The following is a 14507-nucleotide window of genomic DNA, read 5'->3' on the forward strand; positions in this document are numbered from 1 at the left end:
GCGGTTTTTTTTTATTGCGGCATTTTATTGAATCATAAGAAAATGATAATTGGTATTTAATTTTAATAATAAAAATGGCAACGATTTGATGTGCGCGCTATCGCCGGCGGCAACGCCCGGCGTGGCGCTTGCCGGGGCGGCAAGACTTGCTGGATGGAACGTCGGTTTGCGGTAAAATACTTTTTAGTAATGTTGTATTTATGGGAATTTGTGCGGCGCGGGCGGCGCCGGCTTCAGGGCCGCGCCGGTCTTGCCGTTAATGGTGCAGGGACGGCGGCCGGCGGGGAAATCCCGTGTCGATCGCGCGCCGTGGTGTCATAATGCCCGCAGTGTTACGCCAGCCGCCGCAAGCCGCGCGCGAACCGGTAGTCGATGTCAACAGGATGCGCCCGCGCCGTTTGCGGGCCGCACGATAGTTTAATCACGCAATGGAGTCAGGCACGATGAGCAAAGCACAGGACAGTAAGAAGGAAAGCAAGAAGGAACCGGCGAAAACCATGAAGGAAAAGAAGGAGGCGAAGAAGGCCAAGAAAGAAGAGCGCAAGCACTAATCGCCATGTTCGCCCGGCGCACACCGCTGTCGCCGCCGGCCGCGCCGCTGCGCCGGCTGGCCGCCGTCGCACTATTGGCCGGCGCCGGCGCCGCCGCGCAGGCGGCCGCGCCGTCGACCTTCGGCACCATCGTCGGCAACGCCGTGCTGTGCCTGGACCAGATCGACAACGCTTATTTCCACGCCTATCTGTCGACCTCGTTCGGGCCGGCCTATAAGCGCGAGGGCGGCGCCTACTGGTTCAAGGCGGACGCGAGCTTGTGGGGCGCGGCCATCACCGACGTCATCGTCAGCGACGACACGAGCGCGCTGACCTTTGTCGGGGTGGTGGCCGACACGACGCCGGAAAAAATCGACGAAGCCATCGTCGCGGCGGCCGGTCTGCACTACAAAAAAATAGACGCCAGCAAGTACCCGGTGCGCGAATCGAGTCCGGGCAGCAAAATCGTCTACTTCCGCACCAAATCAAAAGTCTTTTGCGCCAAATACAAGCCGCTGCCACCGGGGAACAAGTGAGGCGCTGGCCACTTCCCGGCGCGCGCGCCGCATCCTCAGGGTTTCCATGTACACGCAATTTTTCCAACTGAAACAGGCGGCGTTTTCCATCGCCCCCGATCCGCGCTACCTGTTCATGAGCGAGCGCCACCGCGAGGCGCTGGCCCACCTGTTGTATGGCGTCGGCGGTGGCGGCGGCTTCGTGCTGTTGACCGGCGAGATAGGCGCCGGCAAGACCACCGTCTGCCGCTGCTTCATGGAGCAGATTCCGCCGCACTGCAAGTTGGCCTACATCTTCAACCCCAAGCTATCGGTCGAGGAGTTGCTGCTGTCCGTGTGCGACGAGTTCGGCATCGTCCTGGCGCCGCGCGGCGCCGGCCCGGCCAGCGTGAAGGTCTATGTCGACGCCATCAATGCCTACCTGCTGGCCAGCCACGGGCGTGGCGACAACAATGTGCTGATCATCGACGAGGCGCAAAACCTGTCGGCCGAGGTGCTGGAGCAGCTGCGCCTGCTGACCAACCTGGAGACGAGCGAGCGCAAGCTCTTGCAAATCATCCTGATCGGCCAACCGGAGCTGCGCGCGATGTTGGCGCGGCCCGAACTGGAGCAACTGGCGCAGCGCGTGATCGCGCGCTACCACCTCGGCTCGCTGTCGGCCGGCGAGTGCGCCGGCTATATTGCGCACCGCCTGGCCGTGGCCGTGGCCGGGGCGACGGGGCCGGCGCCTTTCCCGCCGCGCCTGATGGGGCTGATCCACCAACTGAGCCAGGGCGTGCCGCGCCGCATCAACCTGTTGTGCGACCGCGCGCTGCTGGGCGCCTATGTCGAGAACCGGCGCGAAGTGAGCCGCGCCATTTTGCGCACGGCCGCCGCCGAGGTGTTCGGCGCCGCGCGCCAGCGCGCAGGCGGCGGCTGGCGCTGGCCGTCCGTGCTGGCCGGCGTGATGGCGGGCGCCTTGCTGAGCGGCGCGGCCGCGTGGCAATGGCTGCCGCGCACCGTGGCGCCGCCGGCCAGCGCGGCGCGGCCGGCGCCGCTTGCGCCGCCGGCCGTTGCCGCCGTGGCGCCGGCGCCGGCCGCGACGCCGGCGCCGGCCGACAATGGCGCCGCGCTGCGCGCGCTGGCGGCCCTGTGGGGCCAGGCGCTGCCGGAGGGCCAGCCTTGCCAGGTCGCCGCGAAGCTGAACCTGCGCTGCCACCAAAGCCACGGCGGGCTCGACGAGTTGCGCCTGCTGGACCGGCCGGCCGTGCTGAGCCTGCGCGACGGTGCCGGCGCGCCAACCTACGCCGTGCTGACGGCGCTCGGCGACGCCGGCGCGACGCTGCGCGTCGGCGGCGTCGACAGCCAGCTCAGCCTGGACGCGCTGGCGGCGCGCTTCGACGGCAGTTTCGTGACGTTCTGGCGGGCGCCGCGCAGTTGGCGCGACGAAGTGACGGCCGGCGACCGCGGCCCCGATGTCGACTGGCTGGCGCGGCGCCTGGCGCAGATGCATGGCCTGGCGAGGCCGGCCGACAACGAGGCGCTCGACGCCAATCTGCAGCGCCTGCTGCGCGAGTTCCAGCAGGGCCAGAAATTGAAGGCGGATGGCGTTGCTGGTCCAAAAACATTTATCCGTCTGATCCAGTTGGACGGCGCCAAGGAGCCGCGACTGCTGAGCCAGACGCAGGGCGCCGACGCGGTGGCGGGGAAATAATATGTCGTATATTTTAGAAGCACTGAAAAAATCCCAGGCCGAGCGTCAGTTGGGGGAATTGCCGACGCTGCATGCGCCGCAGTTGCAAACGGGCCCGGCCGGCGCCGGCGGCGTCTGGCGCCAGCCGCTCTGGCTGGCGCTGGGCGCCACTTCGCTGCTGGCGTTGACGCTGGCGGTGCTGATGTGGCGCCAGGCGGCGCCAACGGTGGTGCCGGCCGCGCCCGTAGTCGCGGCCCCGGCTTTGCCTGCCGCCGCGCCGGCGCCCCCGGCGGCTCCGGCAATCCCGGCGGCTCCGGCACCGCCGGCCGCTGCGCCGGCCGCGGCCGTGGTAGCGCGCGTTGCGCCGCCGCGGCCGCCGCTGGCTGCGCCGAAAGCGCCGAAAGCGGCCGCGCCGGCTGCCGCCATTGTTGTCGAGGCGGCGCCGGCCGTAGCGCCGCCGCCGGCTGCGGCCGACGACAATCTGGCCGGCTTGCGCGAATTGCCCGAGGCGGTACAAAGGCAGCTTCCGGCGCTGGCGCTGGGCGGCTACATTTACTCGAAGGACCCGGCTTCCCGTCTACTGCTGATCGACAAGGTGCTGCGCCACGAGGGCGAGGAAGTGGCGCCCGGTTTGATCCTGGAAAAGCTTTTGCCGAAGGGGGCGGTGTTCAATTTCAAGGGGTATCGCTACCGCGTCCCGTATTGACGCGGCGCGGCCGGCGCGGCGAATCTTGGGGCCGCTTGCCGCATGATTGTTGCGCATCAAAAGCGGCAACGGTAAGCTGAACAGTCATGCCGCTTGCCAGTCCAACCAATGTCGACACCGCGCCAACCGTCGACTTTGGGAGCAAGCATGACTACAGAAACCGCCGCGTCCGTGCCGCTGATCGACGGCATCAGCAATCTCGACAAGATCAAGCATATCGTCGTGCTGATGATGGAAAATCGCTCCTTCGACCACATGCTGGGCTACCTGAGCCTGGAGGGCGGCCGCACCGATATCGACGGCCTGCAGGCGACATTTTCCAATACCCACCTGGGCCAGCGCTATCCGGTCCACCACCTGCAACGCACGGCGCTGGGGTTGGAACAAAGCCCGGCGCACGACGGCGCCTCGGTGCTGCGGCAGCTTGCCGGCCAAAACGGCGGCTTCGTCGACGACTACGCGCTGACGCATCCGGGCGACCCCGAGCCGGCGCTGGTGATGGGTTACTACAACGCCGCGGATTTGCCGGCCTACGATTTCCTGGCGCGGCAGTTTTGTGTCTGCGACCGCTGGTTCAGCGCCGTGCCCGGTGCGACCTGGCCGAACCGCCTGTACGCGATGAGCGGGCGGGCCAGCGGCAGCAAGGACAACAAACGGGTGCCGCTGTACGCCAACAAATCCTTCCTGCGCCACCTCGACCGTGCCTATGTCAGCTGGAAATTTTACTCGGAGCGCAAGCCGTGGACGCTGGCGCTGACAGACGAACATTACCGCTCTTCGGAAAACTACGAACCCTTCGGCAGCGCGCGGCGGCGCTATGGCTTCATCGGCGACGCGCTGGCCGGCACCTTGCCGTCGGTGGCGTGGATCGACCCGCATTTTTTTGAAAACGACGACCATCCGCCGGCCGACGTGCGCGCCGGCCAGGCGTTCGTGGCCCAGGTGTACCAGGCGCTGGCGCGCGGCCCGGCCTGGGGCGAGACGCTGCTGGTGCTGTGCTACGACGAGCACGGCGGCTTTTACGACCATGTCGCACCGGGGCCGGCGGCCGATGCCGACCCCGCCTTCCAGCAATACGGCGTGCGCGTGCCGGCTTTGCTGGTCAGTCCGTGGGTGGCGCCCGCCAGCGTGCACCACGGCGTGCTCGACCACTGCTCCATCATCAAGACCATCCTGCTGCGCTTCTGCCGTTCGGCATCGAACGACATCCCGGACATGGGCGCGCGGGTCGGGGCGGCGGCGGCGCTGGGTGCGCCTCTGGCGGAGCCGCGCGCGCGCGTGGCGCCGCCCATGCCCGCCACCGCCATCGCCGAATGGGCCGCGTGGCAGGCGGCGAACTGGGGTGTCGGCGAGATGGCCGCGCTGTCGGCGGAGGAGGCGGGGGCGATCGCCGCCGACAAGCACATTGCGAAAACCTCGAAAAAGGCGATGGCGGCCAATGGCAAGGCGGCGCCGGTGCCCATTGCCAAGCGGCGCAGGAAGCGGGGCCGCCCAGCGACAGCACAATCAGCGACTTGAAACTGTTGTTTGAGAAATATCAGTTTGTCATTTCGCTGTCATGTAAAAATGTTATGTTGCTGATATCGCTTAAAGGCAAGGAATTTCCATGTTGAACAAAACCTGGGCCGCCCTATTTTTGGCGGCCTCGCTTCAGATGGGCGGTGCACATTGCGCCGAAGGGACCACAATACGCGGGGCGGCGCCTGCGGCGACGCAGTCGGACGTCGCCTCCGCCAGCGCGGCCGGCTATCTCGGCGCGCTCGACGATGCGGACTTGCTGCCGACGACGCTCAGTCCGGCGCCGCAGCTGAACTCGGCCGTACCGGAGCCGAACCCCTACGCTTTGCTGCTGGTTGGATTGGTTATGCTGGGTTTCACCTCAAGGCGCGCGCGCAACGAAATATTCTCGCGCAACCCCTGACGGGCCGTGCGCCGGTGGGCGCGGCGTCGATCTTTCTCCTCGGACATGGCTGCGTATAATGGCGCCATTCCCACCGAAGGCGAAGAGGTTGAGCAATGCAGCAAGAAATTTCCACCGACGCGGGCCAGGTGCTGGGCGTTGTCGGCCGCTCCGGTAGCGGCAAGACCACCTTGCTTGAATTTCTTGTGACGCAATTGTCGTCCCGGGGGCTGCGCGTCAATGTCATCAAGCACAGCCACCATGACCTGGTGCTGGAACCGGCCCACAAGGACAGCGCCAGGCTGCGCATGGTCGGCGCGGCCGAGGTGCTGGTGGCGTCGCCGTTCCGCTACGCCATCATGCATGAATTGCGCGGTGCGCCCGAGCCGACGCTGGCGGAGCAAATCGCCCGCCTGGCACCGGCCGACCTGACGCTGGTGGAGGGGTTCAAGCTGACGCCGATCGCCAAGTTGGAGGTATTCCGTCCGGCGCTAGGGCAGGCGCCGCTGTACCCGCACGACCCGAATATCGTCGCGGTCGCTTCCGATATGCCGGTCCCGTTCGATGTGCCGGATGGCGTCGCCTGGCTGGACTTGAATGCGCCGCAACAGGTGCTGGCCTGGTTATTGAGCGGCGTCAAGCATCCGACCAGGCCGTCAATCCCAGGCTAAAGTTTTCGCCGCCGCATCCGTTAACTTTGGTAGACCTTCATTGGAGAAGCACATGGACGTTACTAACATTGCGCAACTATCAAGCAGCATGGCGGAGACGGGAACGCGGCAAGCCGTCGGCATGGCCGTCCTGAAAAAAGCCCAGGATATCCAGAGTTCGACGGCAACCGCGCTGATCGAGGCGTTGCCTCCGGTGCAATCGACACCGAATTTGCCGGCCCACCTGGGCAGCAGAATCAACACCACCGCCTGAGTCTGGCTGCGGCGCCCCTCGCGCGCCGTTTGCCCAGCCCGGACACCTCTTGCGGTGTATCCGGGCTTTCTTGCATGGCATTCCGCTCCGGCTTGCCACCTCGGCTTGCCCCCTTTTGTTATCAAATAAAATTCTTTAGATATCTGCTATTTGTTGCCAGATTCAGTAGAATCACTCTGACGCATCGGGGCAGGGGGAGCGGTCACGTCAAAAAATAAAAAATCTTGTGTAAGGATGCGCGACGCTACTGCGACTACCGTTCAGTTGCAGATTCTTGCATCTACCCCCTAGCCGTTTAATACATTTTTACACTGGAGATTTACTATGAACAAACGTCAAGCCCTGATCGCCGCCGCCCTTGCCACCGTCTGCGCCGCCGGCGTCGCCAACGCCGCCGACAAGGAAAAAGAGAAATGCTATGGCGTCGCCAAGGCTGGCCAGAACGATTGCGCCGCCGCCAACGGTTCGCACTCTTGCGCCGGCCAGTCGAAAACCGATATGGGCGCCAACGAATGGAAATACGTGGCCAAAGGCACGTGCGAGAAGGTCAGCGGCAAACTGAGCGCGCCGAAGTAAGCGGCCTTGTCGCACCGCAGCGTAGCCATGCCAATGTCACACACCTCTGCCCTGAGCGGTACGGGAGTGGGATTGCGGGCTCCGCATTACCGCCAGTTCATCGAGCAGCGGCCCGCCGTTGACTGGCTCGAAGTACACACCGAAAATTATCTCGATCAGGCCGGTTGGGACTGGCATGTGTTGCAGCAACTGCGGCGCGATTATCCGATCAGCCTGCACGGCGTCGGCCTGGGTCTGGGCTCGGCGCGCGGCTTTTCCGAACAGCATTTGCAGCGGGTGCGCAGCCTGGTCGAGCGCGTTGAGCCGGCGCTGGTATCTGAACACCTGTGCTGGGGCGCCGTCGATGGGCGCCAGCTCAACGATTTATTGCCGTTGACGCTGAACGAGGCCGCGCTGGCCTTGTTGTGCGAGCGGGTCGAGCGCGTGCAGGAGGGCTTGAAGCGGCAGATTTTGCTGGAGAATGTCTCCACTTACCTGCGTTTTCGCGACGATGCGATGAGCGAGGCGGAATTCATGGCCGCGCTGGCGCGCCGCAGCGGATGCGGCTTGTTGCTGGACGTGAACAATCTATACGTGAACCAGTGTAACCACGGCGAAGACGCGCTGGCGGCGCTGGTGACGCTGGCCGTCGGCAGCGTCGGCGAAATCCACCTGGCCGGCCACCTGGTCACGCCGCAGGCGGTGATCGACCACCACGGCGACACGGTGGCCGAGCCGGTCTGGGCGCTGTACCGGGCGGCGCTGCGGCGTTTCGGCCGCGTGCCGACGCTGATCGAATGGGACAGCGACATTCCCGCGCTCGACGTGCTGCTGGGCGAGGCGGCCAAGGCGGCCGCGCTGGCGGCGGCCTGGCCGGCGCCGGCTGCGGTCGCGGCCAGCGCCAAACAGGCCGGCAGCGCAGCGCAGCCTGCCGGCCCGGAGCTGGCCGCCGTGCAGCACAGTTTTGCGACGGCGCTGCTGGCCCCGGCGCAACAGGAGGCGGCCCTGGCCCACTGCAAAGGCGAAGACAATATCCACCGCTTCGCCCTCTACCGTGGCAACTTGACGGCGACTTGGGAGAAAACCCTGGCGCACGCCTACCCGGTGTTGCGCATGCTGGTGGGCGCGGAGTGTTTTGGCGGCTTGGCGCGGGCCTACGGCCATGCCCAGCCGTCCGACAGCGGCGACCTGAACCGTTTCGGCGGCCAGTTCGCGTCCTTCCTGGCCGCCTTCCCGCACATGGCCCATTTACCTTATCTGCCAGACATGGCGCGCCTGGAGTGGGCCTTGCACCGCGCCCATTACGGCGCCGACGCCCGCGCTGTCAGTGCGGCCGACATCGCCGCCGTCGGGGCGCAGCGTATCGAAACGGCGCAGTTGCGCCTGCATCCGGCCTGCACGCTGCTGGCCTCGGACTGGGCCACGCTGCCGCTGTGGCAGGCACACCAGGACGGCGGCGCGGCGGCGTTTCCGGCGCAGATGCTGGGCGACAGTTATGCCATCGTCACACGTCCGGCGTGGCAGGCGCAGGCGCTGCCACTGAGCAAGGCCGCGCACGCGGCGCTGGCCGTGCTGGCCGGCGGCGGCCAGTTTGGCGCCGCGCTTGATGCCGCCTTCGACGTCGACGAGGGCTTCGACGTCGCCACCCACATTCAGCAATGGAGCGCGCACGCGGTCATTGCCGAGATTGTCTGTAACGACTGATGCGTCCGTCGTCCGCAGACAGCCCCATCCCCGTCCGCGCGCTGCGGACGGACCTATTCACCATTACAATAAACGAGACAAAGCAATGAAAACCCTACTCGGCCTGCATGCCTATTCGACCCGATTCGACACCACCGTCAACGACTGGGGCGGTTCCCTGCTCAGTCTGGCCATCCGCTTTTTCGTCGGCGCGCAATTTTTGCGGGCGGGGCTGACCAAGATCAGCGACTGGGGCGCGACCGTGGCCCTGTTCCATGATGAGTACCATGTGCCGCTGCTGTCGCCGGATGTGGCGGCTGTGATGGGGGCGTCGGCCGAACTGGTGCTGCCCGTCATGCTGTTCGTCGGCCTGCTGTCGCGTCCGGCCGCACTGGCCCTGCTGCTGGTCAATGTGATGGCCGTGCTTTCGTACCCACAACTGTTCTCGTTCGAGTGTCCTGCCGCCATCAACGACCACTTCTACTGGGGCGCGCTGTTGCTGGTGGTGGCCGCCTTCGGCCCGGGGCGTTTCTCGCTCGACCATATACTCGGCAAAAAAGAGTAGGCGCGGGCTCAGTCCGGGCGCGCGCGGAACGCCTGCAGCAGGCGTTCCTCGCCGTTCAAGTGCGGGTATAGGTCGTTGGTGGCGCGGGTCGCCGCGATCATGCGGCTCAGCTGCTTGTCCTCGAAGCGGGCCAGCTCCTCGCTGGCCGCCTGCAGCGCCAGCGTCAGCTTGGCCCTGGCGTTTTGGTAGAGGATGCCGCTGTACTGGCCTGTATTTTTCAGCAACTCTTCGGCGTTCTCGATCACCAGCCGCAAATCGCCGATCAGGCGTTCCTGGGTGTGAATGCCGGGTTCAGGACTGTCCATCGCGTCCCCCTTCAAACTGGTTGATATACTAACTTATAATATAAACAACAACGTCGGGCCGAATTTGATGTGGCACAAGGCGGGCAAGCGGACGGCCGTTTTTTTCAGCTTAACTGTTTATTTCCCAAGCACAAGATCTGCTTGGCAACATTCTTGCGCTTTGTCACAAAGGCGCGGCGACGACGGCGATGCGGATGTCGCCGACGCTGATGTGTTGTCCGGCGCGTATCTTGCACGTTTTGCGCAGTTCTTGCTGCCCGTCTATCCAGACGACGCCGCTGGCGACCAGCACCTTGCCGGCGCCGCCGCTGTCGCACAGGCCCACCAGTTTCAACAACTGGTTCAATTCAATATACTCCGACGTCAATTCAAAACTTACTCTCTGCATGGCTATCCTCTGTTACAACGAAATGGGGCGGGTGTCCGGGGCGGCGCCACGGCGCCGCAGGCGCGCAGTGTACCCGAGCGCGGGCTGGCGCGGGTAAAGCGGCGCCGCGCCGGCCTCAGGCGGCCGGCCCCGTCATCGCCAGCGGCACGATCCACTGCTCGAACTGCTCGGCGCTGACAAAGCCCAGCGCCAGCGCCGCCTCCTTCAGCGTCGTGCCGTCCTGCTGGGCGCGCTTGGCGATCTGCGCCGCGCGGTCGTAGCCGATGTGCGGCGCCAAGGCCGTCACCAACATCAGCGAACGCTCCATCAACTCGGCGATGCGCGCCCGGTTCGCCTCGATGCCGTGGGCGCAATGGGCGTCGAAGCTGCGCATACCGTCGGCCAGCAGGCGCGCGCTTTGCAGGAAATTATGGGCGATCAGCGGCTTGAACACATTCAGCTCGAAATTGCCGGAGGCGCCGCCGACGGTGACGGCGACGTCGTTGCCGAACACCTGGCAGCACAGCATCGTCAGCGCCTCGCACTGGGTCGGATTGACCTTGCCCGGCATGATAGAGCTGCCCGGCTCGTTTTCGGGAATCGTGATCTCGCCCAAGCCAGAGCGGGGGCCGGAAGCCATCCAGCGCACATCGTTGGCCAGCTTCATCAGCGCCGTCGCCAGGGTTTTCAGCGCGCCGTGCGCCGCCACCAGGGCATCGTGGGCGGCCAGCGCGGCGAACTTGTTGGCGGCGCTGGCGAAGGGGAGGGCGGTGCGCGCGGCCAGACCGGCGGCGATGCGTGTGGCAAACTGCGGATGCGCGTTCAAGCCCGTGCCGACGGCCGTGCCGCCGGCGGCCAGTTGCAGCAGCGGCGGCAGCGCCGCGGCAATCAGATGCTCGGCAAAATCAAGCTGGGCAACATAGCCGGAGAATTCCTGGCCCAGCGTCAGCGGCGTGGCGTCCTGCAGATGGGTGCGGCCGATCTTGACGATGTCGGCGAAGGCGGCGACCTTGCCGTCGAGCGTGGCGCGCAACTGCCGCAGCGCCGGCAGCACGGCGTGCGCCAGCGCCTGCGCCGCCGCGACGTGGATCGCGGTCGGAAAAATATCGTTCGACGACTGCCCCAGGTTGACATCGTCGTTCGGGTGCAGCAGGCGCTCGGCGCCGCGCACGCCGCCCATCAGCTCCGAGCCCCGGTTGGCCAGCACCTCGTTCATATTCATATTGCTCTGGGTGCCAGAACCCGTCTGCCACAGCGCCAGCGGGAACGCGGCCGCGTGCCGGCCGTCCAGCACCTCATCGGCCGCCAGCATGATCGCCGCCGCCTTCGGCTCGTCCAGCAAGCCCAGATCGCGGTTGACGGCGGCGGCCGTGCGCTTGACCTCGGCCAGCGCCGCGATCAACTCGGGCGGCATGCGCTCCGTGGAAATCGCGAAATGTTCCAGCGAACGCTGGGTTTGCGCACCCCATAAACTGTCCGCCGGCACCTCAATCGGGCCGAAACTATCGCGTTCGATTCTGCTATTCATGCCTATCCCTTTCGCATTGACTGAGTGGTCCAGTGTACTCCAGCAGCGTAAAATTGCGTCAGGGCTACAAATTTCCCGAATCCTGCCGATATAGCAGCTACACTTCATTGCAACCCAGCCAGGCGGCCACGACATGCAGCACAGCACAGCCACCACCATGACGCGGCGCGCGAGCGCCATCGCCATCGCCATCGCCGCGTATGCCGGCGGCGCCGGCGCGGCCGAACTCGGCGCGGCGCTGGTGCGCTCCCACATCGGCCAGCCGCTGGTGGCCGACATCGAACTGACGGCCCTGGGCGCCGACGACATGACCGGCCTGCAAGTGCGGCTGGCCTCGCCCGACGTCTATCGCGGTGGCAACATCGAAATGAACCCGGCGCTGCAAACACTACGCCTGAGCATCATGCGGCGCGACCAGCGCCAATTCCTGCATCTGACCTCGCTGCGCCGCATCGACGCCGACTACCTGAACCTCTACCTCGAACTGAGCGTTGGCGGCCGCAGCGCCGTGCGCGCCGCGACACTGTGGCTGACGCCGGACCCGGCGCCGCCACCGGCTGCCGTGCCGCCCGTGGCGGCGGCGCCGCAGGCGGAACCGGCGGCGCCGCGCCAACGCGCCATCCCGCTGCACCGGCCGGCGGCCGTGCCCGTCCCGGTGATGGCCGCGCCGCTCAGCCATCACCGTCCGGAACCGGGCGCCGTCGCCGCGCGCCGCCCCGGCGGATCGCGCAAAGCGGCCGCGTGCGCTCCGGCCGCCTCCGGCGACGCGACACTCTGCATTGCGCTGGAAGAAAAAAACGTCGCGCTCAACAGCAAGCTCATCGAACTCGAAAGCAAAATCAAAGTATTGCAGCAAGAACTAATGCCGGCGTCGCCGCGGGCACCGGCGCCGCTCCCTGCCGCGCCGGCCAAAGCCAAACCGCCGGCCGCCGTGCCGGCCAAAAAAACGCCGGCGGGGCCGACCAGCGGCAGCCTGCTGCTGGCGGGCGGGGCGGCCGTCCTGCTGCTGCTCATCGGCATAGGCGTCCACCTATACCGGCGCCGCAAACAAGCGCCGGCGCCGACCGTAGCGTCGAAATACTGGGTCCTGCTGCGGCGTCCCTTCCGCCGCAAAAAGGCTGCCGAGACAGCCGAAGAAGGCGTCGCCGACGCCATAACGGAATAAAAGCAAGATTAGTCAAAAATAAATGAAATTCCCCTTCAATAGTGCTGGGCAATTCCGAAAAAATCAGGTTATACTGCACCCAGTGGTTTAAGACCACGACAAAAAACGGTCCAGGACCTGGCGCAGCCACCAACGATAGCGTGGCGCGACAAACAGGTTTAACGTTGAATAAACGTCCTGTCCCGGAAGCGGTTCGCGATGCCGACAATGCGCACGCGGACGCCGGATGCAACCGGCGACGAGGCGACACCAGGAGATACCTGGTGTTCGCTCTCCCCAATTCCCCTCCCAGAAAAATACCCGCGACCCCCGCCAAACGGCAACTTTGGGGTCAGGTCTAGACATGACGGTTTTTCCCAAAAAACAACGCTGTTGTCCGCTTGAAGTGTGGCGTTTTCCCCGAAAACCGCCATGTCTAGACCTGACCCCAGGGGGATTGCAACTTTTTGGGCGAAAAAAAAGCGCCCGCAGGCGCTTTCGCTGGTGTGCCGCTTTACAGGTTCGGCCGCGGTGCTGGCATGACGTTGGCCAGTTGTGTCATCCATGGTTCGGTGACGGCGCGGATTTCGCGGTCGTTGGCAAGGATTTGTTTCAGCAGGTCGATTTTGCGCATGCGCGGCGTGCCGCTCAGGGCGGGCACGGCACCGGCCGTCGCGCCGCGTGCTTCGCTGGCGCATTGCTTTTCCAGTTGGCTCAGGCTGTCCCAGTCGCTCGCACGGGCCGCTTTGACCATTTGATTGGTCATGCCGGCAATGTTTTCGTACATCGAGAGGACTTCGGTGGAGGTCATGAGCGCACCCGTAGCTAAATTAGAAAAAGATTACTGCTTGTCTAGGTTAGCGGCGCCGTTTTGGGAAACTTTAGGGTGCTTTTGAAAAAATTTGAAAAATAATTGAAGTATTTTGCGATCCTCGCTTGCGACCTTCGCTTGCGATCCTCGCTTGCGGTGCCCGCGCCGGCAGGGCGCGCGGGGCAGGGCGGGCCGCCGCAGCGGCCCGCCGGGTGTCAGCGCACCAGTTCTTCCAGGCCGGCGCTGAGCTCGCTGAGCGGCGGCATTTTGTCGATCAGCAGGTTAGGCGCCAGGCCCAGCGCTTCCGCCACTTCGGTCGGGTAGCAACTGCTCACTTCGTCGGGGCTGAGTTTGGCTTCGTCGACGCGCGCGGCCCACGCGCCCAGGTGGATCACGGCCGCCATGCGGTTCAGTTCCGCTTTGTTGACGGGGTCGGGGAAGGCGCCGATGGCTTCCGAGAACGGCTCGGGGAATTTCCAGCGCTTCGCCAGTTCCGCCCCGACGTCGGCGAAGCAGTAGCCGAGCGAGGCCATTTCGGCGTCGAGCCGGCGCCCGTCCAGCGGCGGCGCGATCTTGTCGAGCTGGATCGCCTGTTCCGGCATCGCCGAGTGCAGCACCAGTTGGCCGATCGCGTGCATCATGCCGATCGTGAACGCCAGGTCGGTGTTTTCGCCGGCCTGTTTGGCGATCCATTTGGCCGAGACGGCCGTGTGCAGGCTGTAGCGCCAGAATTGTTTCAGGTCCAGGCCGGGTACGGCCTTGAAGCCGCTGACGAGGCCGGAGCTGATGACCAGGGTGCGCACGGTGACGAAGCCGAGCATCAGCACGGCGTCTTCGACGGTGCCGATGCTGCGTGAGACGTGGTAGTAGGCCGAGTTGGCCAGGCGCAGCAATTTGGCGCTGAGCACGGGGTCGGTGGACACCTTCTTGGCGATTTGCTCGGTCGAGACGCTTGCATTATTGAAACTGTTGATCAGCTCCTCCACAACTTTGGGAGCCGTAGGCAATGCATGGGGGTTTTGGAATAGCGCCTCAAGTTTCATTTTATTGGTCTCCTGTATGGGTCCACTGTACTACCGAGAACTATATGCCGGTTTGTGGGGGCGAAGCGAAAATTTGCGGCGAGATTGTGGCATTTCCGCCCCCTCCTTCCGAGGCCAGCATACCAATATATTTGCGCACTGGAAAGTTCAATTGTGTGCGTCCCGCGCCTGCGGCGATTTTCATTCCGCCAATTCGCCGTTTGGGGCGCGCAATACGCCGTCCATCGCAATGTATGGCGTTTTTTTTATCCCGCCATTT

At 65.0% G+C, this 14507-nt stretch carries 16 protein-coding genes; 11 read left to right on the forward strand and 5 right to left on the reverse strand.

What is annotated here, in order from left to right; translation table 11 throughout:
• Positions 1-556 precede the first annotated feature (556 nt).
• From OIK44_RS07510 to OIK44_RS07555, 10 genes are all read left to right on the forward strand, one after another.
• On the forward strand, positions 557-1066 hold the full coding sequence (locus OIK44_RS07510) for a hypothetical protein (protein WP_273670105.1): 510 nt from the start codon (positions 557-559) through the stop codon (positions 1064-1066).
• A 46-nt stretch (positions 1067-1112) separates the two neighbouring features.
• On the forward strand, positions 1113-2738 hold the full coding sequence (locus OIK44_RS07515; RefSeq protein WP_273670106.1) for an ExeA family protein: 1626 nt from the start codon (positions 1113-1115) through the stop codon (positions 2736-2738).
• Position 2739: 1 nt separating this feature from the next.
• A complete protein-coding gene (locus OIK44_RS07520; protein WP_273670107.1) occupies positions 2740-3423 on the forward strand; it encodes a general secretion pathway protein GspB in 684 nt (227 codons plus the stop codon).
• Positions 3424-3570: 147 nt separating this feature from the next.
• On the forward strand, positions 3571-4941 hold the full coding sequence (locus OIK44_RS07525) for an alkaline phosphatase family protein (protein ID WP_273670108.1): 1371 nt from the start codon (positions 3571-3573) through the stop codon (positions 4939-4941).
• An 88-nt stretch (positions 4942-5029) separates the two neighbouring features.
• The gene (locus OIK44_RS07530; protein ID WP_273670109.1) at positions 5030-5344 is read left to right on the forward strand and encodes a PEP-CTERM sorting domain-containing protein; all 315 of its coding nucleotides are present in this window, start codon (positions 5030-5032) and stop codon (positions 5342-5344) included.
• 95 nt (positions 5345-5439) lie between these two features.
• Positions 5440-5994 (forward strand): molybdopterin-guanine dinucleotide biosynthesis protein B, encoded by a 555-nt coding sequence (gene mobB / locus OIK44_RS07535; protein ID WP_273670110.1) that lies wholly within the window; start codon positions 5440-5442, stop codon positions 5992-5994.
• 52 nt (positions 5995-6046) lie between these two features.
• The gene (locus tag OIK44_RS07540) at positions 6047-6247 is read left to right on the forward strand and encodes a YjfB family protein (protein WP_273670111.1); all 201 of its coding nucleotides are present in this window, start codon (positions 6047-6049) and stop codon (positions 6245-6247) included.
• A 324-nt stretch (positions 6248-6571) separates the two neighbouring features.
• Positions 6572-6823 carry a BufA1 family periplasmic bufferin-type metallophore gene (locus OIK44_RS07545; RefSeq protein ID WP_273670112.1) on the forward strand — a complete coding sequence of 84 codons (252 nt, stop codon included), beginning with the start codon at positions 6572-6574 and terminating at the stop codon, positions 6821-6823.
• A gap of 66 nt (positions 6824-6889) precedes the next feature.
• A complete protein-coding gene (gene bufB / locus OIK44_RS07550; protein WP_474522664.1) occupies positions 6890-8506 on the forward strand; it encodes an MNIO family bufferin maturase in 1617 nt (538 codons plus the stop codon).
• An 85-nt stretch (positions 8507-8591) separates the two neighbouring features.
• Positions 8592-9050 (forward strand): DoxX family protein, encoded by a 459-nt coding sequence (locus OIK44_RS07555; protein WP_273670114.1) that lies wholly within the window; start codon positions 8592-8594, stop codon positions 9048-9050.
• Positions 9051-9058: 8 nt separating this feature from the next.
• On the opposite strand, the gene OIK44_RS07560 is transcribed toward OIK44_RS07555, so the two are convergent.
• From OIK44_RS07560 to fumC, 3 genes are all read right to left on the reverse strand, one after another.
• Positions 9059-9355: a DUF883 family protein gene (locus OIK44_RS07560; RefSeq protein ID WP_273670115.1), complete on the reverse strand. Its 297-nt coding sequence runs from the start codon at positions 9353-9355 to the stop codon at positions 9059-9061.
• Positions 9356-9518: 163 nt separating this feature from the next.
• Positions 9519-9743, reverse strand: a complete 225-nt coding sequence (locus tag OIK44_RS07565; protein WP_273670116.1) for an RNA-binding S4 domain-containing protein — start codon at positions 9741-9743, stop codon at positions 9519-9521.
• A gap of 115 nt (positions 9744-9858) precedes the next feature.
• Positions 9859-11250 (reverse strand): class II fumarate hydratase, encoded by a 1392-nt coding sequence (fumC, locus tag OIK44_RS07570; protein WP_273670117.1) that lies wholly within the window; start codon positions 11248-11250, stop codon positions 9859-9861.
• Between the two features lie 133 nt (positions 11251-11383).
• On the opposite strand from fumC, the gene OIK44_RS07575 reads away from it, so the two are divergent.
• Complete coding sequence (locus OIK44_RS07575) at positions 11384-12415, forward strand: type IV pilus assembly protein FimV (RefSeq protein WP_273670118.1); 1032 nt, start codon at positions 11384-11386, stop codon at positions 12413-12415.
• A 493-nt stretch (positions 12416-12908) separates the two neighbouring features.
• Here the strand turns inward: OIK44_RS07575 and OIK44_RS07580 are convergent, their stop codons facing one another.
• Positions 12909-13205 (reverse strand): flagellar protein FliT, encoded by a 297-nt coding sequence (locus tag OIK44_RS07580; protein ID WP_273670119.1) that lies wholly within the window; start codon positions 13203-13205, stop codon positions 12909-12911.
• 215 nt (positions 13206-13420) lie between these two features.
• Positions 13421-14248, reverse strand: a complete 828-nt coding sequence (locus OIK44_RS07585) for an HDOD domain-containing protein (protein ID WP_273670120.1) — start codon at positions 14246-14248, stop codon at positions 13421-13423.
• Positions 14249-14507: the final 259 nt, after the last annotated feature.

Origin of the sequence: Janthinobacterium fluminis (assembly GCF_028595325.1) — a bacterium.
Taxonomy (GTDB): domain Bacteria; phylum Pseudomonadota; class Gammaproteobacteria; order Burkholderiales; family Burkholderiaceae_D; genus Janthinobacterium; species Janthinobacterium fluminis.